Source organism: Oceanicella sp. (assembly GCF_056449545.1).
This window is the reverse complement of the sequence record NZ_JBWOMN010000118.1, coordinates 65366-86379: the sequence shown is the minus strand read 5'-3', so window position 1 is coordinate 86379 and position 21014 is coordinate 65366. Positions and strand designations below refer to the sequence as shown.

The 21014-nt window shown below is 66.5% G+C and carries 14 protein-coding genes, 1 tRNA gene and 1 pseudogene; 8 read left to right on the top strand and 8 right to left on the bottom strand.

Annotated elements, in window-relative coordinates; translation table 11 throughout:
- The 7 genes from AC1HC7_RS15760 to AC1HC7_RS15730 all read left to right on the top strand — a co-directional run.
- Positions 1-1530: hypothetical protein (locus AC1HC7_RS15760; protein WP_479499205.1), on the top strand; the 1530-nt coding region annotated here is incomplete at its 5' end.
- On the top strand, positions 1473-2126 hold the full coding sequence (locus AC1HC7_RS15755) for a hypothetical protein (RefSeq protein ID WP_479499204.1): 654 nt from the start codon (positions 1473-1475) through the stop codon (positions 2124-2126). The genes AC1HC7_RS15760 and AC1HC7_RS15755, both read left to right, overlap by 58 nt.
- A gap of 42 nt (positions 2127-2168) precedes the next feature.
- Positions 2169-2438 (top strand): spike base protein, RCAP_Rcc01079 family, encoded by a 270-nt coding sequence (locus AC1HC7_RS15750; protein ID WP_479499203.1) that lies wholly within the window; start codon positions 2169-2171, stop codon positions 2436-2438.
- Positions 2438-6058, top strand: a complete 3621-nt coding sequence (locus AC1HC7_RS15745) for a hypothetical protein (protein ID WP_479499202.1) — start codon at positions 2438-2440, stop codon at positions 6056-6058. Before AC1HC7_RS15750 ends, AC1HC7_RS15745 begins: the two co-directional genes overlap by 1 nt.
- Positions 6059-6071: 13 nt before the next feature.
- A complete protein-coding gene (locus AC1HC7_RS15740) occupies positions 6072-6305 on the top strand; it encodes a hypothetical protein (protein ID WP_479499201.1) in 234 nt (77 codons plus the stop codon).
- Complete coding sequence (locus AC1HC7_RS15735) at positions 6305-6985, top strand: YcbK family protein (RefSeq protein WP_479499200.1); 681 nt, start codon at positions 6305-6307, stop codon at positions 6983-6985. Before AC1HC7_RS15740 ends, AC1HC7_RS15735 begins: the two co-directional genes overlap by 1 nt.
- A gap of 177 nt (positions 6986-7162) precedes the next feature.
- Positions 7163-7381 (top strand): hypothetical protein, encoded by a 219-nt coding sequence (locus AC1HC7_RS15730; RefSeq protein WP_479498006.1) that lies wholly within the window; start codon positions 7163-7165, stop codon positions 7379-7381.
- A 482-nt stretch (positions 7382-7863) separates the two neighbouring features.
- Here AC1HC7_RS15730 and AC1HC7_RS15725 read toward each other — a convergent pair.
- From AC1HC7_RS15725 to AC1HC7_RS15705, 5 genes and pseudogenes are all read right to left on the bottom strand, one after another.
- Positions 7864-9345, bottom strand: a pseudogene (locus tag AC1HC7_RS15725) (BCCT family transporter); the annotation flags it as partial.
- 175 nt (positions 9346-9520) lie between these two features.
- Positions 9521-9596, bottom strand: a tRNA-Thr gene (locus tag AC1HC7_RS15720).
- A 92-nt stretch (positions 9597-9688) separates the two neighbouring features.
- Positions 9689-12304, bottom strand: a complete 2616-nt coding sequence (locus tag AC1HC7_RS15715) for an AsmA family protein (RefSeq protein ID WP_479498007.1) — start codon at positions 12302-12304, stop codon at positions 9689-9691.
- Positions 12305-12358: 54 nt separating this feature from the next.
- Entirely contained in the window at positions 12359-14038 is a 1680-nt protein-coding gene (locus AC1HC7_RS15710; RefSeq protein ID WP_479498008.1) for an ABC transporter permease, read from the bottom strand.
- Positions 14039-14107: 69 nt separating this feature from the next.
- Positions 14108-14671, bottom strand: a complete 564-nt coding sequence (locus tag AC1HC7_RS15705) for a gamma-glutamylcyclotransferase family protein (protein ID WP_479499199.1) — start codon at positions 14669-14671, stop codon at positions 14108-14110.
- A gap of 277 nt (positions 14672-14948) precedes the next feature.
- On the opposite strand from AC1HC7_RS15705, the gene AC1HC7_RS15700 reads away from it, so the two are divergent.
- Positions 14949-15593 carry a PhnA domain-containing protein gene (locus tag AC1HC7_RS15700; RefSeq protein WP_479499198.1) on the top strand — a complete coding sequence of 215 codons (645 nt, stop codon included), beginning with the start codon at positions 14949-14951 and terminating at the stop codon, positions 15591-15593.
- 70 nt (positions 15594-15663) lie between these two features.
- Here the strand turns inward: AC1HC7_RS15700 and AC1HC7_RS15695 are convergent, their stop codons facing one another.
- From AC1HC7_RS15695 to AC1HC7_RS15685, 3 genes are read right to left on the bottom strand one after another with little or no spacing between them, the layout of a single operon-like run.
- Positions 15664-18117, bottom strand: a complete 2454-nt coding sequence (locus AC1HC7_RS15695; protein ID WP_479498011.1) for a GcvT family protein — start codon at positions 18115-18117, stop codon at positions 15664-15666.
- A gap of 7 nt (positions 18118-18124) precedes the next feature.
- A complete protein-coding gene (locus AC1HC7_RS15690; RefSeq protein WP_479498012.1) occupies positions 18125-19006 on the bottom strand; it encodes a phosphotransferase in 882 nt (293 codons plus the stop codon).
- Positions 18996-21011 (bottom strand): ABC transporter permease, encoded by a 2016-nt coding sequence (locus AC1HC7_RS15685; RefSeq protein ID WP_479498013.1) that lies wholly within the window; start codon positions 21009-21011, stop codon positions 18996-18998. The genes AC1HC7_RS15690 and AC1HC7_RS15685 overlap by 11 nt, the downstream gene beginning before the upstream one ends.
- Positions 21012-21014: the final 3 nt, after the last annotated feature.

Sequence of the window (21014 nt, the reverse complement as noted above, 5' to 3'; positions counted from 1 at the left end):
CGGACCGGCGGGCGCGAGGCCGGCCTTGAGGCGCAGATGGACCGCACCATCATGGCGGTGCAGGACGCCGGGACGGAGAGTTCGCGCATTCGCCGCGATCTGGCCCGCGCGCTGGTGACGCCAATCGGCGAAACCTCAGACATGACCATTCCAACGGCGGATGGGCGGGCGGGCCAGATCCTGGCCTTCGACGCGCTTGGCCTGCCGATCGCCCATGACGGCAAGGTGGTGCTGGCCGGTGACGGCATACCCATGTTCCGTTCGCTGACGGACGCGCTGCTGGCGACGATCCCGGCCGAGACCACGGAAATCCGCACGCTCGGCTATCGTGACCCGTTTGACGGCGGTGGCGCGGGATACATCGAGGCGGCGTCTGAACCCGCGCATCAGGGCAAGGTCTCGATCGGCGGGCGCTGGTGGGAGTTGGCGAAGGGCATCGTCATGCCCGAACAACTGGGCGCCGTGGGCGACGGCGTGGCCGATGACGGCCCGCAGCTGCAGGCGGCGATTGACCTGGCGGCGGTGACCGGATTTCCCGTCGGGCTGCGCAGCAGGAAATATGCGATCGGCGCGGGTCTCGTGATCCAGAGCGATTACCTGACGATCGCCTCGATCGTAGCCGGCATGGCCTTCATCGTGCCGACGCCCGAATTCATTGGCGACATGATTTCCAATCAGGGCTGCGCCGCGCCATACCTGCATCGGATCGGCATTGACGGGCGCCCGAACGGCATCGGCGACGCCAATTCCGCCGTAGCGACACGGCTCTATGTTTCGGGCAGGGAGGGTTCGAAGGAGAGCAATCGCGACACGCTTTTCGAATGCGACATGCAATGGTCGCGGGGCGATCTGGTCACGATGGGTTACGGCACCACCGCGTGGCGGATCGTCGGCGGACGCTACAAGCACGCCGGTCGGGTCGTCACAGGAGGCACGCCGTCCATCACAGATGCGGGTTCGACGCTTCTGCTTGCCAATTGCATCGGTGAAATTTCCGGCGGGGCGATCCTAGGCGGCGCAACCGGCGCCTGCATCAAATGCGTGGGCGACGAGACCGAGGAGGAAATCCGTATAAACGTTATCGGAGGGCGATTGCAAAACGGGCTGACCGGGATCATCGAGGTAAAGGGCGCATCGCACAGGCGCCTGGTCACAGTCACCACAATCGCCACGTATTTTGAGAACCCTGGGACTGTGGGCGACACCGCATTTCAGGGGCCGGTCCAATCAGCAGCCGACACAGTCTATGCCGTCTGGGCGGATGGGGCTGGCGCCCGGATCAATATCGTCGATCCTTTGAAGATCACGGCCCGCGCCTCAACGGCTGGGTTTCGGGCCGAGAACAGCGGGCAGATCAGCTTTTCAGGGGGGGGGCGCTCTACTACGCGCAAGGCCTCGGGCAGTTTTCCGATCGTTACATGTTCTCTACAAGATCCGGCGGGCGCATCTTCGTCCGGTCAATGCCGAGCTACATGTCGTCAGGATATATTGAGGGCGACATCACCGGAGTTGGATCCGAGCCAGATTTGACGGCGATTTGCGATGATGACTCTGAAAGTTCGTCAAACACGATCATCTTCGCTGGTGCGCAGATGGCGGCGATGCTGGCCGATGGGTCCGACATTGCGCACTTTACCGCCACCAACGGCGTCATAGCGCCTCTGACGGTTTCGACCGTGGCAGCAGAAGTCTATCCCGGAAGCCGCACGAGATCAGTGGTCAAGGTCCAGGGCGATGCTGGCGGAGGCGACACCCCAGACAACGTGCAGACCATGATCGACCTCCCTGAATTTTTCGCCGGTCGCTGGGTGCGCGCCCGCTACATGATCCGGGCCAAACAAACCGGGGCGGTGTTTGGCGGCGCGGCGCAAACGCTGAATATTGCAATGCGCATCGTCGGCGGCACTGCGACAGTGTATCCAGCAGATCAGTATTCAACCGGCCACGAACCTGCGGCGCCTGGCGCCGGGCAATACACCGGCTGGTTGGAACAGCAGGCGGTGTTCTGGGTCGAGGCCGCCGGGACCGTCGACATCCGATGTTTTCTCACGACGAGAAGCGCGCCCTGTGACGATGTCGGGTTTATCCAATCGGTCAGGTTGGACCTTCTCGATGGCCCGGCATAGCGCGTATCGCGCGATCCCATGTCCAGCAAAAGGAGTCCTGACATGTCGAATTTCTTTTCCGGCCACTCGCCTTCCCGCTTCAACTGCGGGACGGATATCCAACCGGTCAGCCCATCCGACACCGACGACCTGCCGGCGCCGGCGATCGCGCTCTACGTGGAGACCGCCGGCGACATCGTGGTCGAAACCTATTCTGGACCCTCCGCGCGCACCATCGCCGTCGCCAGCAATTCATGGCTGCCGGTTGCGGTGGTGCGGGTGCTCTCCGCCGGCACCACGGCCTCGGGCATCCACGCGGTGGTGATCGTCTGATGCTCGGTTTCGGAATGGCCCTGGCGGAGACTGCGGTGCGCCAAGCGGCGGGCGGCGGCGCGGCTGGGGCCGCCTACGATCAGACGTTCTCTGATCTAGGTTGGCAGGCGGCCAACAACGCGGATTGGCTGATCTGGAAAAACGGCGACGGCGGGTTCGGCGGCGAGAACGCGCCCGGCGACCTGACCTATATCGACGGCGAGGGGCTCACGCTACGGAAAATAACCGGCACCGCCCAGGTGCGCCGCCACGGGCTGTTCAACGCGCCCGACACGATCACCGTCAACCTCACCATGCAGAAGCGCGGCAGCAACGGGCGGATGCAGTTGTTTGCTTATGAGCGCCTCTCCGATGGATCGCAGGGCGCGCAGATCACAATGACCTATGGCGGCGCGCCGTACACAATCATCCAGACGGCTAACGGCGCCGCCGAGACCGTCACCTGGACCGGGATCGCCGTCCCGGTGACCTCGCCGGACGGGGTGATTTTTCGATTTCGCAATTCATCGACCTCCACCGCCGCGTCGAACAGGGGGACGATCCAGTCGTTCTATGCGGCGCCCAACCCTTTTGAGGCGGCCAGCCCGCCCGCCGTCCTGGGCGGGCTGGCCAATCAGACCTGGACAATCGACACGCCGATCGCAACCATCGCCGCCGGCGCGGCGTTCGCCGGAGCGGCCAGCTATCGGTTCAGAGCCGGATCGCCGTCCGTGCCCGGCATTACCATCGACACGGCAACAGGGGACATCACCGGCACGGCCACGGATCTGCTGGCCCAGACCGCAATGGTGATCGAGGCGATCAATCTGTTCGGCGCCGCCACGGTCGCCATGCAGGTGGAGGTCGGCGGCGGCGCGGCGCTGGATCCGCCTGTCGCCACGGGGGCCCTGCCGCTGGTCTCACTCATCACCGGGCAGGCAGGCCCGATCGTGGACGCCAGCCAGTTCTTTACCGGCATGGCGACCGGTTTCGCGCTGTCCACCGTCCCGGCGGAGATCTCCGCGACGGCCAGCATCACCTCCGCCGGGCTGCTGGATTACGGCACGGCGACAGCGGATTTCACAACCGCTAGCATCACCGTCACCGCGACAGGGCCGGACGGGTCAGACGTCACCGGGGCGCCGGTGAAATCCGCTGCCGCCGCTGACGCGTCGATCATCGTCGATGAGAATTTCGCGACTGATCAGACAGGGATATTCGTCCCTGGCGAGAGCGGCATGCCGTCGCTGGCGCTGCGGAATTACACCTACAAAAACACCACCGGCCTCGCGATGGCGTTCGGCGAGGATGGCGGCAACGCGCAGCGGATTCTTTTCGAGACGCCCATGGCGCCCGGCGACGTCTACGAAATCCGCACCACCCAGAACCACGGCGGCACCGGGTCAAACCTGGCCGAGATGCACTATTCCGCGCGCCTCGCCGATGGATCGTCGGCGGGCTGGTATGTGACCAGCACGGCGCCGGGCGACTGGACCGGAGTTTCGTTCGACGGCGCCGGCGCCCCGGCGGGAACAGCCAAGCTTCGCGTCGGGCTGACGCTCAAAGGGACGGTCGCGGCGCCGGCGGAGCTGGGCGCTCCGGCCTGGGCGCCGGCGACAGCCTACTCAATCGGCCAGGTGGTCGCCGTCGATGACATCAATTTTTACACCGCCGCGGCGGATCACATCTCGGCCGCGGAATTCCAGTCCGACCTTGACGCCGGAAATTTCGAATTCACTTCGCGCCTGCGCACGGCGCGGATGCATTACCTGTTCGTCGCGGACGTGACCGCGACCGGCGCGTCGCCGGTGACGACCGGGGTTCGCCCGACATTCTGGACCGAGGAGATGTGGGTCGGATCGCCCAGCAATGCGCTGGATTATTCAATCAGTTTTTCGTCGGGCGCCGGCGGCGTCATCGATGGCTATTCATGGGACGGCGCCCTGCCCCACACGCTGGGCGTCAACGGCGTTCTGATCGTTACCCCGGACGTGGACAGCGGCGGCGTTGTCGAGATCACCGGCGTCTACGCGCTCAACGGGTCTCTGGCGCCGCGCAATCCGGCGCCGTTCAAGTCCATCACCTACCCGGCCGCGGCGGCGCTCGACATTGACCCGTCCGGGCTTCTGCCGACAGTCGTCGAGGTCGAGGCCGGGTGGGAGCTGCCGACGATCCTGATCGCGCGATACGCCACCGGCGGGCACACGCCCTACACCGCGAGCGTGGTGGCCAACCCGACCAGTTCCTACGTTTTCGACGCGACCGCGCAATTGCTCTGGGGCTACGCCGACACGGCGCCGCAGGCGGATCAAATCATCACCGTCCGGGTGACCGACGCGCTCGGCGCCACCGCCGACCATTCATTCACGCTGAAAATCGTGGCGCCCTACGATGTATCGACGCCAGACCATGTGCTGCAGAACGGCGAAAAACTGTGGGATCACATCCGCACTCTCTCCGGCCCGTTCGTGGCGCCCTACGTCCTGAGGATCCCGGCCGGGTATGATTTCAGCATCGGTTACGGCAACCCGTCGAACGCGCTGACGCTGACAGATGCCAGCAAACCAATCATCATCACCGCCGATGCCGGCGTGATCTTCCCGGCAACGCTGGACATGAGCGGCGTGAGCGGCCCGGCGATCTGGCGCGACCTGACCGTCCGGCATATCACCCAGCCGGCGACGAAAAACACCTACGCCGCCAAGGCGGGCGGGCGCTTGAACCGGATCCACGGCGGTGACTATTCGGGGTTCGTGCGGACGATTGATCCTGCGATCCCGCCGAGCGGAAACAGTTTCTGGAAAAACGCCGAGACATTCGTTTACGAGGGGTCCGGCATCTACCTGGCCGGCAGCTACGGCGTGATCGACGGGGTGAAGATCCATCAGACCTACGAGGGGATCACGCTCAACAAAACCGGGCCGCACGCCGTGCATCGCTGCGCCATCGGCCCGGTGCGCGACGATCACCTCTACGGCCAGCAGTTCCAGGGGTTGTCTTTCGTCCACAACGAAATCGCGGGTTATGGCGGAAATCATTTGAACACCGAGCATCGGGATCTGATGCAGATCGGCGGCACGAATGAGCCGACCTGCTGGGGCATGTTGGTCTTGGGGAATTTCATGACCGGCGCCGGATACCTGACCCACCAGGGTCTGTTCATGCGGCATGAGGGCTGGGACAAATCCGACCAGACTTGGGAGCATTGCTATCGCCACGTGCGGATCGAGCACAATATCTGGACGACGACGGTGAACACGCAGGGCGGCAATTTCGAGCGGTTCCGGTCCGCGAAAATCAGCCGCAACATCATCATGACTGACCCTGCGGCGTTCAGCGACGGCGCGCTGAACCTGGGCAACGCCCAGACCGCGCGCCCTTCGGAGTTGACCTGGTCAGGCAATGTCATGAAGGGGCGATTGGTCAACTACGAAGGATGGGAGCACCTGCTGGATCAGGGCGTCGGCAACACCTCTCTGGACGACGACGTCATCGCCGAGACGGCGATTTTCCCGGATTTCTGGGACACCGGCAAAACCTATCGTGAGCGCCTGACGCCAGATCCGGCGTGGCTGGCCGCCAATCCGACGCAGGGGCCGGACATGGTGCAGATGACCGCCCCGGCGCTGCCGGCGCTGTGACGTGGAGCACGAGATGACGCTGTTCGAATGGCTTGAAAGATCATGGATGGCGCTGATCCTGATCGTCACCGGATTTGGATATGCAATGCGCAACGAGACGCGCGCTGCGCGCCTCACCCAGGACATCTCAGACATGCGGTCCAGGCGCGCCGAGGATCGCGCCTCGATCGTCGATATGCGCCGAGAAATACTCGATGAGCTCAAGGCGATCCGGCTCGAGTTGCTCCGGCGAAACGGGCATGACTGATGGAGGACGAGATGACGACGGATGTGATTGATGTGGCGCATTGGCAGGATGTGGATCGCGCCACATGGCAGTGGCCAAACTTCTCGCCCGAGGAGCTGGCCTGTCGGCACTGCGGCAAGCTGCTGATCGAGGTCCGCGCCCTCAACACGCTGCAGCGTCTGCGCCACGATCTGGGGCGCCCGTTCATCATCAATTCGGCGTACCGATGCCCGATCCACAACCGGGCCGTCGGCGGCGCCAAGCACAGCCAGCACCTGTTGGGGCGGGCCTTCGACGTGTCGATGACCAACCACAACCCGGTGGAGTTCGAGCGCGCCGCCCGCGCCATAGGGTTTACCGGTGTCGGGCTATATCCGCCCAGGGCGGGCGGCGGATGGAATTTCATTCATATCGATGCAAGGCCGGTGCCAGTTGGGGTCAGTTGGGGTCAGGCGTTTCCCGACCGCGCGGTCACGCGATTCGCGCCTGAGCCATCGCCGCGGCCTGTCGCCCAGGCGGCACGCGACGGCGGGGTGGTGGTGGGCGCTATCGCTGCGGGACATGTCGCCGCAACCAGCGCTCTGCCCACAATTGCGCCGGCGCTGCCGGCAATTTGGGTCGGATACATTTCGGCCGGGCTCGCCGTGATTGGCGTCGGGCTGGTTGTGTATCGGACGCTGACACGGGATCAGGAGCAGTGAGCGCCCTCGTGGCCGCGTGGGGCTGGGTGACGGGTTCCCGGCTGGGGAGGTATGCCCTCCTGGCTATCGGGGCTGTGGCGATCGCTCTGGCGGCGCTGCGCAGGTCAGAGCGACAGGGTCGCCAGAGCGAGCGCCAGAAAACGATGGAGAAAAATCTTGAGACATCGGGAAAAATGCGTGACGCGAACGCTGATGCTCGCCGGGTTGACGTTGTTGACCGCCTGCGCGACCACGAGTTCTGAGCCGGTATGCCCGACGCTCTACGAGTATTCGCCGGCGATGCAGGACCGCGCCGCCGGCGAGCTCGACATCCTGGGAGACGCTGCAGCGCTGCATCGGATGATGACCGATTACGGCGCAGTTCGGGCAGAAATCCGGGCCTGTCTGGCGTCGTGACAGCCGACACATGACAAAAGGAAAACAGGCGGAAACATGAATGTGCGGCAGAGCTGCCCCAATTTTTAAGTGATTGTTTTTGCTAGATTTTGTATTGCCTCTTAATCAGCGGGTCGCAGGTTCGAACCCTGCATCACCCACCACAATTCCCCTGCATCACCCACCGCGATTCCAGTGGCTCAGAGTCAAATGGCGACAGGCTCATGACATCTGACGAGCGCTTTGCTCGGTTTCGCCAGGCCGGGTCATTGGCCCAGGCAGATCCGGTTCCCCGCGGTTCCGCCCCTTGAGCCGGAGGGGGGCCTTCGCGCCGGAAAATCGACCCGGCGCGGCAGATGTTCGGGACGGGCATCGGGGATGGGCAGACAGGCGGCCCGCCCCCGGCACCCGATATCGCACGCAAGAGGGAAAAGCCGCGCATCCGCGCGGCTTTTCATGCTTTCAGCGCTGCGAATGCGCGGTCACTCCCCCGCTTCGACAGCCGCGATCATGTGGCTCAGGGTGACGAACAGCTTGGCGGTGTTCGAGGCCCCGAGGATTTCGCCATTGGCGCCGCCGGTCATCTCCAGATCGATGGCGGCGGCCCCGAGGATGGTCATCCAGGCGAAGCAGACCAGCGCCGGGGCGATCACGCATCCGAGGATGAATTCACGCACCGAGCGGCCCTTGGAGATCCGCGCCAGGAACAGCCCCACGAAGGGCGAGAACGCGATCCACCAGGCCCAGTAGAACGTGGTCCAGCCCGACTGCCAGCCGAACAGCCGCCCGTCGGCGCCCGCCTTGTAGGCCGCGGCCTTGACCTCGTCGGGCAGCGCCGCCGCAGCCCCGGTCAGGCCGCTCACGAACCCGTCCATCGACCCCCAGGCATTGGTGGCGCCGGCGAACAGATCCCCGGCCAGCGGGGCGGCCTCGGCGGGCAGCCTCGCCGCGTAGTCCGCGGCCGAAAGCGGGCTGTAGGCCTCGAAGGACAGCGAAGCGAAATTCATCAGGCAGTCGATCAGCCCGGTCGCGCAGGTGGTCATGGCGAACAGGAACGACCCGAAGAACACGAACACCAGCAGCAGGATCAGCGACAGCACAAGGTTGAGATTGGACAGGTACTTGACCCCCCGCCCGACCCCGGACACCGCCGAGGCGATCGACATGGCCATGATCATCGCCAGCGCCGCGATCAACCCGACGGTCGCCGGCTTGGGCGCGTCGCCGGACATGTCCATCATCCATTCCATGCCGGTGATCGAATACAGCCCGTCGACGAACTGGCTGATGCCAAAGCCGATGGTCACCGACACGCCCAGAATGGTCGCGACCACCCCCAGCACGTCGACCAGATGGCCGATCGGGCCGTTCACCGCCTTGCCCAGCAGCGGCGTCAACGCCGAACGGATGGTCAGCGGCATGTCGCGGGCATAGGCGTAATAGGCCAGCGACAGGCCGGTGATCACGTAGATCGCCCAGGCGTGGAACCCGTAATGCAGGAAGGTGTAGCGATAGGTGCTGGTCAGCGCCGCCTCGGTATTGCCGGCCACGTCGCCGGCGACCACGACAGGGTTGGAGCCCCAGAGGCCGAGCGGCTCGGCGGTGGCGAACACCATCAGGCCAACCCCCAGACCCGCGCCGAACATCATGGAAAACCAGGAAAGATTGGAAAATTCCGGCTTTTCTCCCTCGGGGCCGAGGATCTTCTTGCCGGTCGCGGGCAAGGCCGCGACGACGAACAGGAAGAACGCGAACAGGCCGACGGAAACGATGTCGAATGTGTTGAAGCCATTCAGAAGATTGCCGTTGGCGGCGGACAGGATGGCGTTGGCGTTGCCCGGTCAGACCAGCGCCCAGATCACCAGCAGGGTCATCAGGCCCTTGCTGAGCAAGGCGATGGGCAGACTGTAGCCTTCATAGAACCCGTGCGGGGCTTTCTTGATGTCGATTTCTGTGAACGGTGGCTGTTTTCGCGCGCAGGCCAATGCGACGCCTGCGCAGCCGCATGCGACGCTTGGCGCCGGCTGGACGATCGGCGCGGACGGCGACGCAACGTCGCAGCATGGGTCTGTCATTGGATTGGCGTTGTCGCCATTTGCGCGAAACCGGTCTCCGCGCATCGCGCATAGCCGAAAATTCGCCGTTTCGCAGAAATGGCGTTGGCGCCGGCTGAGGGATTCGAACCCCCGACCCACGGTTTACAAAACCGTTGCTCTACCACCTGAGCTAAGCCGGCGCAGGGCGCGTCCGTGCGCCCGTCAGGTGTTTAGCGACGCGGCCCCGCCAGATCAACCGCAAGCGCAGCGACCCGGCGGCGCGGCGCGCCCGTCAGTCGCCGCGCGGCAGCAGCCTCAGCAGGTCCCTGGCCTGATCCGCCGCCGCGCCGGGGTCGCGCAGCGCGTTGTCCACCGCACCTTTCAAGTCGGGCCTGATGCGCGGGTCGCTCCACTTGCCCTTGATCAGCAGCGGGACCATCAGCCCCGAGGCCGCGCCCCCGCCCTGCCCCTTCAGCGTCGCCACCGCCTTGGGCGTGACCCGCATGGACAGCCGCTGCTTGCCGATATCCACCCAGCCCTTGCCGTTCAGCCGGAACAGCGGCCCGAGCGCGCGCAGGTCGCTGGTCGTCGCCCGCCCGTCGCGAATGGCGAAACTGGCCGAGATCGCCGAAAAATCGGTTTTTTTGGCTTTGGCGTCCGTCCCGTCGTCAAAGGCGCCCGTGAGATTGCGCACCATGGCCGCCACGTTGACGCCGCGCAGCGCCCCGTCGCGCAGGCGGATGGCGGCGTCGCCGTTCAGCCCGCGCATCAGCGCCTCCATGCTTTTGCCGGCGCTGGTCACGCGCAGCGTCGCGCGGCCCTTGCCCTCCAGCTTGTCGATCCCGGCGAAGACGCGCAGCAGCGGGCGCAGCGATATCGCCGCCGCGCTCAGGTCCAGATCGACGCGGTTGGTCTGGCCGCCCGCCACCGTCGCGCGGCCCGTGACCTTGCCGCCGAACATCCGCAGCTTGCGCACATCCAGATCAAGCGCCCCGCCCTTCAGCTGCGCCGCCGCATCGAGCGCCCCGAGCTTGAAGCCCGGCAGGCGGATCGAGGGCGCGGTCAGCGCGATGTCGGCGTCCAGCGCGGCCAGACCCGACAGGTCGATGGGCGCCTTGCTCCAGCCCTCGTCCTTCCCGGTCTTCGCCGGGGCGCCCGCATCGGCCGTCGCGCCGGGCTTGCCCATGATCCGCCCCAGCAGCGGGCGCAGGTCCAGCGGCCCGGTCGCCAGCGCCGCGCTGAAGGCCGGGCGCCCGGCCATGGCCGCCGACGCGCGCCCCGTGGCGGTCATGCCGTCGAGTTCGACGCGCAGGTTGGCGATGCTCGCCGCCTGCGCGCTCGCCTTGATCCGCCCGCGCAGCCGGGCGGTGCGCAGGGCCTTCCTGGCCAGCCCCTCGGGCAGCGCCCCGGCCACCCGCAGGGTCTTGCGCATATCCGCCACCGCGATGTCGATGTCGCCGGACAGGGCCGGGTCGTCGAGGTTTGAAACCTGCCCGGAAAACCCCAGCGTCGCCGCCTCGGCCAGCCGCGCCTTCAGCTCCAGCGCCGCGGCGCCGCCCTCCAGCAGCGCCTCGATCCCCGACAGCCCGATCTGCGCCGCCACCGGGTTCCGGCCGAGCATGGCGGCGATTTCGCCGTCCAGCCGCGACTCGCCGGCGGGGGCGTAGACCAGATCGGCGCTCAGATCGACCCCGCGCAGCCGCGCCAGCGCCGGGGGCGGCTGGTCGAACCCGGCCCAACGCATCAGCTTCGCCGGGCGCGGGGCGGCCAAGGCCAGCTTGCCCGAAACCGCTGGCGGCGCGCCGTCGGGCGCCGCGCCGCCGCCATCCCAGCGCATGGAAAACAGGTCCTGCGACGCGGCCGTCAGCGCCAGATTCACCTTGCGCGCCGCCAGCCAGCCATCCCCCCCCGCCAGCGTCGCGTCCAGCGTCACCGTGGCCCCCGCGCGCACCGCCGACCCGGTCAGGCGCAGCGCCAGAGTCGCCGCCGAAACATCCGCATTGCCCGCGAAATCCAATGCCGAGACCGCGCCCAGCGCCTCCGGCAGCGCCATCCCGAACGCCGCCGCCACGGCGTTGGCGTCGCCGGCCGACAGCCGGATCGCGCCGTCAAGCCCGCCATCGCCCAACCCGCCGCCTTCGCCGGGCAGCCGCAGCCGCCCCACGAACCCGACTTCGCCGCCAAGCGCGCTCAGCGTCAGGTCGAGCTCCGCCTCGCGCCCCTCCTGCAAGGCCGCGACGCTGGCCAGCGCGATCTCCGCCGCCACCGGCGCGCCGCGCCATGCGCCGGTCACGCTGGCGGTGAGCTGATCGTCAAGCGAAGGCATCGCGGCGCGCAGCTCCAGCGCCTCGATGCGCGCCTCGCGCCCGTCGCGCCGATCGACGAAACCGACGCTGGCGTCGCGCAGCAGCGCCTCGCGCACCGAGATCGCCGGCAACCCGTTCTTCTTGCCGCCGTCACCCCCGCCATCGCCATCGCCGCCCGCGCCCGGCGCGCCCGCGGCGCCGAAAACCCAGTTCGCCTCGCCCGCCTCGTTGATCTCCAGCGCCAGCGCCGCGCCGTCCAGCTGCATCTGCCGCAGCGCGATCTCGCCGCGCAGCAGCGGCCAGAAGGCGACGGTCAGGGTCGCGGATCGCGCCTCCAGCAGATAGGGCGCCGCGCCCCATGGCGCGTTGGCGACCGACACCGGGCCGGTGACCACCCCGAAGCCAAGCCCGAACCGGGTGCTGACATTGGGCGTCGCCCCGTCGATGCGGATTTCGCGCCCGGTGATCGCGCTGGCCCGCTCCGCGGCGATGCGCGCGATGCGTTCGGCGGGCAGCAGAAACCACATCGCCGCCAGCGCCACGGCCACCAGCCCGACGATCGCGACAAGCGCGATGCCGGTCCAACGCAATGCTCTGGCCATGACGACCCTCCCTATGATCACATGCTGTCACGCCGCGCCCGTCGGGCGGCGCGCCTACGCCCCGGGGCGGGTGCGGCGCAGCGTGCGGGTGAGCGCAATCACCGGCGCCAGCCCCACCAGCACGATCACCAGCGCCGGGGGCGCGGCCTGATCAATATTCTCCAGCGAGGCCGATCCGTAAACCCTGGTCGCCAGCGTGTCGAAATTGAACGGGCGCAGAATCAGCGTCGCCGGCAATTCCTTGGCGCTGTCCACGAAGATCAGCAGCGCGGCGCTCAGCACCGACCCGCGAATGATCGGCAGATGCACGCGCTTCAAGGCCCCGGTGCGGGTTTCGCCCAAGGCCCGCGCCGCCATTTCCATGGATGGCGTCACCCGCCCCAGCGCGCCGTCGAGCGTGCCATGGGCGATGGCCGAAAACCGCACCACATAGGCGAAGACCACGGCGGCGGCGGATCCGGTCAGGATCAGCCCCGGGTCCCAGCCGGTCAGCGCCAGCACCCCGTCGGCGACGAAATTGTCAAAGGCGGCGAAGGGCACCAGGATGCCCACCGCCAGCACCGCGCCCGGCGCCGCGTAGCCCAGCGCCGTCACCTTGGCCAGATAGCGCGGCGCGGCGGATCGCGACGCCCGCGCGCCAAAGACCAGCAGCAGCCCCGCCGCGCAGGCGATGGCCGCGGCGCTCGCCGCCAGCAGCGCGGTGTTGAGCGCCGCCATCCACAGCCGCGCCTCGGTCCACAGCCCGGCCTCGGACAGCGCGTATTCGGCCATGATCGCCACCGGCAGCACGAAACCGAACAGCACCGGGACGGCGCAGGCGATGGTGGCGATCCAGCGGCTCGCCCCGCCCAGCTCCTCGCCCTCGATGGGGCGGTAGCGGCGTGACATGTTGTGATAGCGCCGGCCCCGGCGCGACGCGGCCTCCATGCCCATCAGCAGGAACACGAACACCAGCACCACGCTTGATATCTGCGCCGCGCCGCCGGCGTTGTTGCTCTCCAGCCAGACCGAGAATATGCCGGTGGTCAGCGTCTGCACCGCAAAGTAATCCACCGCGCCAAAGTCGTTCAGGGTCTCCATCATGGCGATGGCGGCGCCGGCGGCGACGGCCGGGCGGGCCAGCGGCAGGGCGACGCGGAAAAAGCTCGACCACGGGCCGCAGCCAAGCGATCGGCTGACCTCCAGCGCGCAGACCGACTGTTCGCGAAACGCCGCGCGGGCCATGAGGTAGGTGTAGGGATATAACGTCAGCGTCAGCACCACCCCCGCCGAGCCGATGGAGCGGATCTCGGGGAACCAGTAGTCGCGCGCACTGCTCCAGCCGAAGATCCCGCGCAGCGCGGTCTGCACCGGCCCGGCGTATTCGAGGAAATCCACCAGCGCGTAGGCGCCGATATAGGCGGGCATGGCCAGCGGCGCCAGCAGCGCCCATTCGAACACCCGGCGCATGGGAAACCGTTTCATCGTCACCAGCCACGCGGCGCCCGTGCCGATCGAGGCGGCGCCCAGCCCCACCATCGCCATCAGGATCAGCGAATTGGCAAGGTAGCGCGGCAGCACCGTGGCGATCAGATGCGGCCAGATGTTTTCGGTGGGAAACAGCGCCATGATCGCCACGGCCCAAAGCGGCATGGTCAGGACCAGCGCCAGCAGCATCGACACCAGCGTCCAGCCCTGGGGCAGGCCGGGCCGGCGCGGCGGGCTCGCGGATTTCCGATCAAAAACCTCGGTCATGCGCAGCGGCATAGCGCCGATGCCGCATGCTTGTCCAGCGCCAGCGCGGCGCACGCGTCCGTCGATCTGTCAAGCGGTGAGGGCGGCGCACGCGCAACGCGTGTTGCCTGCGATCGTGCCATTGCAGGTCGTCAGCATGTTCAATGCGGCAACCCTAGCTTTCCGTGACGGACATGGATCGGGTTTCGCTGCGAAATTCTCGAGGAACGAGAAATAATCGCCTACAATGCCAGCCCTGCAGGCACCCATTAGAATCAAGTTTTTATACCAATAGTAAGGATTTAGATTTTTACATATTGATTCATCTTTTGCAATATAGGTCTTTACCTTAAGAATCTCATTCCCATCCATTGAATCTACGGTAAAATTATCTATGCGATCATAAGAACGACCTTCCGCGGAATCCAATTTTTTCAAATCCTCGCAATCCACCTCAAAAACCACACCATATATCCTTTTTCCGGGTCTTTCAAAAATCGTGGCCTTTCCGGATCCATCCATACTTTTCTTTGAAAAATCCATAGACCATCCTTCCTTGAATGCCACGGCCTTGAATTTAGCGGAATTGCATCTTTTCTTCAACCTTAAGTCAAGCATGTTGGATCCGTAAGAAAAGTATAAAAACCCAGACATCCAATGTTCCCTTCCTTGTTTACATACGCGCGAGCCTTGCAGAACTTGGTGACATTGCCGCTTTGAATCCAAAGCAACCTGCATATTCGCCGCATATCGACATAGATCACGAAATAAATCGCAACGAGAATAGAAACGAAACTTGATCAGACATCATGTTTCGCAAACAAGCAATGCTCGACGCAATGGGGCCTCGCGCCCGCCAACTGGCAAGCCTCGCCGCCGCCTGATATGGGTCGCGCGAACCGCCTTCCAGACAACGAAAGACCCGCCGCCCATGACCATCCTCGACGACCTGCACGCGCGCAGCGGCGCGCGTTGCGAGCTTTGCGCCGCCGAAGCCTCGCCCGACGCGCCGCTCGACGCTTTCGAAATCGATCCCGCCCCCAACGCCCGCCCCGGCGCCCGCCCCGGCGCCCGCCCTGGCGCCCGCCCAGGCGTCGAGGGCGCGGTGCTGATCTGCGCGACCTGCCGGGGGCAGATCGAGAACCCGGCGACCATGGACATGCATCACTGGCGCAAGCTCGGCGACAGCATGTGGACCCCGGTCCCGGCGGTGCAGGTCATGGCCTGGCGCATGCTTGAGCGGCTCGGCGCCGAAAGCTGGGCCCGCGATCTGCTCGACATGCTGTATCTGGACGAGGACACGCAGGCCTGGGCGCAGGCCGGCGCCGCCGCCGCGCCCGATGACTCCGCCGATCTCGACGCCCCCCATCGCGACGCGAACGGCGCCCGGCTGTCGGCGGGCGACACGGTGACGCTGGTCAAGGATCTGAACGTCAAGGGCGCCGGCTTCACCGCCAAGCGCGGCACGGCGGTGCGCGGCATCGCGCTGGTCGCGGACAACCCCCGGCATATCGAGGGGCGGGTCAACAATCAGATGATCGTCATCCTCACCGAATTCGTGAAGAAATCCGGCTGACCCGCGCGCCTTGATCCCGCCGGCCCGCGCCGCCGCGTCGCGGGCCTGACCTTGCCCGCCCCAGCAGGGCTCAGGCTTTGACGCGGCGCATCGACGGATCGTAAAGCGGCCCGAGCCGCACCGCGCAGGGCACGCGCGTCGTGGCGACCTCCAGCTCATACGCGCCGCCGCCCAGCACGAAATCCGCGTCCACGCCCGCCGGGTCGCGCACATAGCCGTAGCCGATCGAAACCCCGAGCGTGTGCCCATACCCGCCCGAGGTCAGCCAGCCGACCCGCTTGCCGTCGCGGAAAATGGTCTCGCGCCCCAGCAGCGACACCGCGGGATCATCGACGGTGAAACAGGCCAGCAGCTTCTTCACCCCTCCGGCCTTCTGCGCCGCCACCGCCGCGCGCCCCTTGAAATCGACGTTCTTCTTCAGCTTCACCGCCCATCCCAGCCCCGATTCCATCGGCGTGTGGTCCGGCCCGATATCGGCCCCCCAGGCGCGATAGCCTTTTTCGAGCCGCAGCGATTCGATCGCCCGGTAGCCGGCGTTGCGCAGCCCCAGCGGCGCGCCCGCCTCGCTCAGCGCCGCGTAGACCGTGGCGGCGTATTCCACCGGCAGATGCAATTCCCAGCCCAGTTCGCCCACATAGGTGACGCGCAGCGCGCGCACCGGGCAGCCGGCGATGCCGATCACCCGCGTCGTCCCGAAGCGAAACCCCTCGTTGGATACATCGTCCCGCGTCACCGCCGCCAAGATGTCGCGCGCCCGCGGCCCCATCAGCGACAGCACAGCGCTGGCGGAGGTCACGTCGAACAGCTGGCAATTCATCCCCGCAGGGATGTTGCGCGAAATCCAGTCGAAATCATGGGTCGCGAAGCCGGTGCCGGTGACGATGTAGAATTCATCCTCGGCGATGCGCGCCACGGTCAGGTCGCATTCGATGCCGCCCCGGTCGTTGAGCATCTGGGTGTAGACCAGCGCCCCCACCGGCTTGTCCACGTCATTGGCGGCGATCCAGCCCAGCGCCGCCGCCGCGTCCGGGCCTTTCAGCGCGAATTTGGCGAAAGACGACTGGTCGAACAGCGCCGCCGCCTCGCGCGTCGCGCGATGTTCGCGCGCCACCGCGTCGAACCAGTTCTGGCGCCCGAACCCGTAGACATCGCGCGGTTCCTCGCCCAGCGCCGCATCGGCGAACCAGTTCGGGCGTTCCCAGCCGAGCTTTTCGCCGAAACACGCGCCCTGCGCCTTCAGCGTCTCGTAGAGCGGCGAGCGGCGGCAGGGGCGCCCCGAGGCGTTCTCCTCATGCGGCCAGGCCATGGCGTAGTGCTTTCCATAGGCCTCGACGGTGCGGGTGCGCACCCAGTCGGCGTCGAAATGCGGCCGCCCGAAGCGGCGGATGTCGGCGGCCCACAGATCGAAGGGCGGTTCGCCGGCCTTCACCCACTCCGCCAGCGCCATCCCCGCGCCGCCCCCCGCGGCGATGCCGAAGGCGTTGAACCCGGCCCCGACATAGAAATTCCGCAGCTCCGGCGCCTCGCCGATGATGAAATTGCCGTCGGGCGTAAAGCTTTCCGGCCCGTTGGTGAGCGTCTTGATCCCCGCCGTCTCCAGCGCCGGCACCCGGCCCAGCGACAATTCCATCAGCTGTTCGAAATGATCGAAATTCGAGTCCAGCAGCGAATAGTGAAACCCCTTGGGGATGCCGTCCACCGCCCAGGGGATCGGGTCGGGTTCGTAGCCGCCCATCACCAGCCCGCCGACTTCTTCCTTGTAATAGGTGAGCCGGTCCGGGTCGCGCAGCGTCGGCAGGTCCGGGGTGACGCCGTCCATGGGCTCGGTGATCATGTATTGGTGCTCCATGGACACCAGCGGCACGTTGACCCCGAAGCGCCTGGCGAAATCGCGGGTCCATTGCCCGGCGCAGCAGATCACCACCTCGCATTCGATGCGCCCGCGTTCGGTGATCACCGCCCGGATGCGCCCCTTGTCGATCTCGATGTCGAGAACCTTGCAATCCTCGACGATCCGCGCCCCCGCCATGCGCGCGCCCTTGGCCAGCGCCTGGGTGATGTCGGACGGATTCGCCTGCCCGTCGGTGGGCATGAAGGCGGCGCCGACCACGTCGCCGACCTGCATCAGCGGCCACAATTCGCGCGCCTCCAGCGGGGTCAGCAGGTTCATCTCCAACCCGAAGGAATGCGCGGTGGTGGCCTGGCGCTTCACCTCGGTCCAGCGATCGGCGGTGCAGGCCAGCCGCAGCCCGCCATTCATCTTCCATCCGGCGCCGAGCCCGGTCTCTTCCTCGATGCGATTATACAGATCCACCGAATAGCCCAGCAATTGCGTGATGTTGGCGGAGCTGCGCAACTGCCCCACCAGCCCGGCGGCGTGAAACGTGGTGCCCGAGGTCAGCTTCTTGCGCTCCAGCAGCACCGTGTCGGTCCAGCCCAGTTTGGCCAGGTGATAGGCGGTGGAGCAGCCGACGATGCCGCCGCCGATGATCACGGCCTTCGCGGTGGTGGGGATTTCGCTCATCTTGTCCTCAGGGTCGCAGAAAAACGTCATGGGCCGCACGGAACCGCGCCAGGTTCTCGGCGGTGTAGCCGGCATAGTCGAACTCAAGCTTCGAGGTGATCTCCGAGACCATGCTCCACATGGTCTCGCGCAGCAGCGAGGCGCATTTCATCGCTTCGTAGCGGCGCATCAGGTCGTCGGTGACCGGGGCGGCGAAATAGGTCTCCAGCAGCCAGCGTTCGGCCTCTGCGTCGAGCCCGTTATTGGAGGCCAGGCCGCCCAGATCGAACAGCGGCGAATTGAACCCGGCGTAATCCCAGTCGATCAGCCACAGCCGTTCGCCGTCATCGAGGAAATTCGCCGCCAGCAGGTCGTTATGCCCGAACACGATGTCGAAGGGCCCGGCGGCGCGCTCCAGATCATCCCCCGCCGCCACCAGATCGTCGAGCAGCGCCGCATGGGCGCTGGCGCCCTGCGCCAGCCGCGCGGCGTAATCGCGGATCACATGGAACACCCAGAAGGCCAGCGCCGGGCCGCGCAGATGCCGTGGCACTTCGCGGTGACAGGCGCGGATCAGCGGCACGATGCGCGCCAGCATGGCCGGGTCGCGCACATCCGCCGCGCCCAGCGTCTTGCTGTCGATGAATTCCAGCACCGTCAGCCCGGGTTCGGCATGCAGCACCGCGGGCGAGATCCCGGCGGCATGCGCGGCGCGGCTCGCCGCCAGTTCGTTGAAGCGCATCACATGGTGTTCGGGGATGTCCTCGCCGACGCGCACCACGTAGCGGGCGACCGCGTCCCGGGCCAGGAAATTGACATTGGTGATGCCGCCGTCAAGCGGGCGCAGCGTCACCGCGCCGCGCCACAGCGGCAGCGCCCGGATGCGGGCTTGCAATGCGTCACGGTCCATCGCCGGCCTCCAGTCCATAGCGAATGCGCGCCCCCCGCGCCCCGGCGGAAATCACCCGGTCGGCGATGATGGCGATGAAGGCGATCGACAGCCCCGCCACCAGCCCGCGCCCCACATCGGCCTTGGTCAGCGCGATGTAGACCTCCTGCCCCAGATCGCGGGTGCCCACCAGCGCGGTGATCACCAGCATGGACAGCGCCAGCATGATGGTCTGGTTGACGCCGAGCAGGATCTCCGGCAGCGCCAGCGGCAGCCGAATGCGGGTCAGGATCTGGCGCGGGGTGCAGCCCGACACGATCCCGGCCTCGATCAGCTCCGGGCTCACCGATCGCACCCCGTGCGCCGCGTAGCGCACCGCCGGAACCAGCGCATACAGCACGATCGCCACCATGGCGGTGAAATCGCCGATCCGAAACAGCATCACCACCGGGATCAGGTAGACGAAGCTCGGCAGCGTTTGCAGCGTGTCGATGACCACCCCGATCACCCGCCCGGCGCGTGCGTTGATCGCCGCCCAGACCCCCAGCGGAATGCCGATCAGCGAGGCCAGCGCCACCGAGGCGCCGCACAGATACACCGTGATCATCGCCTTTTCCCACATCCCGGTGACGGCGATGAACCCCGACATGGCCAGACACAGCCCCGCCAGCCGCCAGCCGCCGAAGCGCCAGCCGATCAGCGTCACCAGAAAGACCCCCCAGGGCCAGGGGATGCCCAGAAAGAACCGCTTTATCGGCAGCATGAACCCGGTGAGAAAGAACAGCTTCACCGATTCGAACGCGTCGTAGTAGTTGACGTTCAGGTATTTGATCGAATCGCTCCAGAACGCGCCGGTGGTCAGGGTCATGTCCTCGGGCCAGGTCTGGAAAATCGGCATGAGCTGCCCCAGCGCCATGGATCCGACCAGCACCAGGGCGACGATCGCGCTGCGCGGATGGCGCGCCAGCAGGGTCTCGCCGCGCGGCGGCGGCGTGACCGTGGCGCTGCGCTGCGCAAACGCCTGGCTCAGCCGGTCGATGGCGATGGCGAGGATGACGATGGCGATCCCCGCCTCGAACCCGCCGCCGATGTCGAGCCGGCGCAGCGAGGCCAGCACATCATAGCCCAGCCCCCCGGCGCCGATCATCGACGCGATGATCACCATGTTCAGCGACAGCATGATCACCTGATTGACCCCGACCATCAGGCTGCCCAGCGCCGCGGGCACAAGCACCCGCCAGGTCATCTGGCGCTGCGTGCAACCGGTCATCACCCCGAAATCGACGATCTCCGGATCCACCTGCTTCAGCGCCAGCGTGGCGATGCGCACCATGGGCGGCATGGCGTAGATCACCGTCGCCGTCAATGCGGCCACCGGGCCGAAGCCGAACAGGATCAGGATCGGCGTGAGATAGGCGAAGATCGGGATGGTCTGCATCAGGTCCAGAACCGGGCGCATGGCCCGGTCAAAGCGCGGATGCCGATAGGCCAGAATGCCCAGCCACAGCCCCCCCGCGACCCCGATCGGCACCGCGATCACCACCGAGGCCAGCGTCACCATGGCGCTTTCCCACTGCCCGAACATCGCCAGATACAGGAACGAGGCCCCGACCAGCGCCGCCAGCAGCCAGTTGCGCGCGTAATGCCCCAGCGCCATGACCCCGGCGGTGACCGCGATCCAGCTCAGCGGCGGCGCCACCTGCACCGCGCGTCGCCCCACGCCCTCGACGATCCCCGATGCCAGCAGCGCGCGCGCCAGCAGATAGGGCTGCTCGATCGCCCAGGCGACGGCGCGGGTGAATTCGGAAAACGTGAACAGCCCGAAATTCGCGTCCTCGACCAGCCAGCGCATCGCCGCCGAAATCGCGGTCTTCAGCGGAATCACCCAGGCGCCGGGATACCTGACCAGCCAATCCATGCCCATGTCGCCTGCCCACTGGCTGGCGAAATTCGCCAGCAGCCAGGTGATCGCCGCCAATCCCAGCCACAGCAGCGTCGCGCGCCGCCATGCGACTGCCCCGGCCACCGC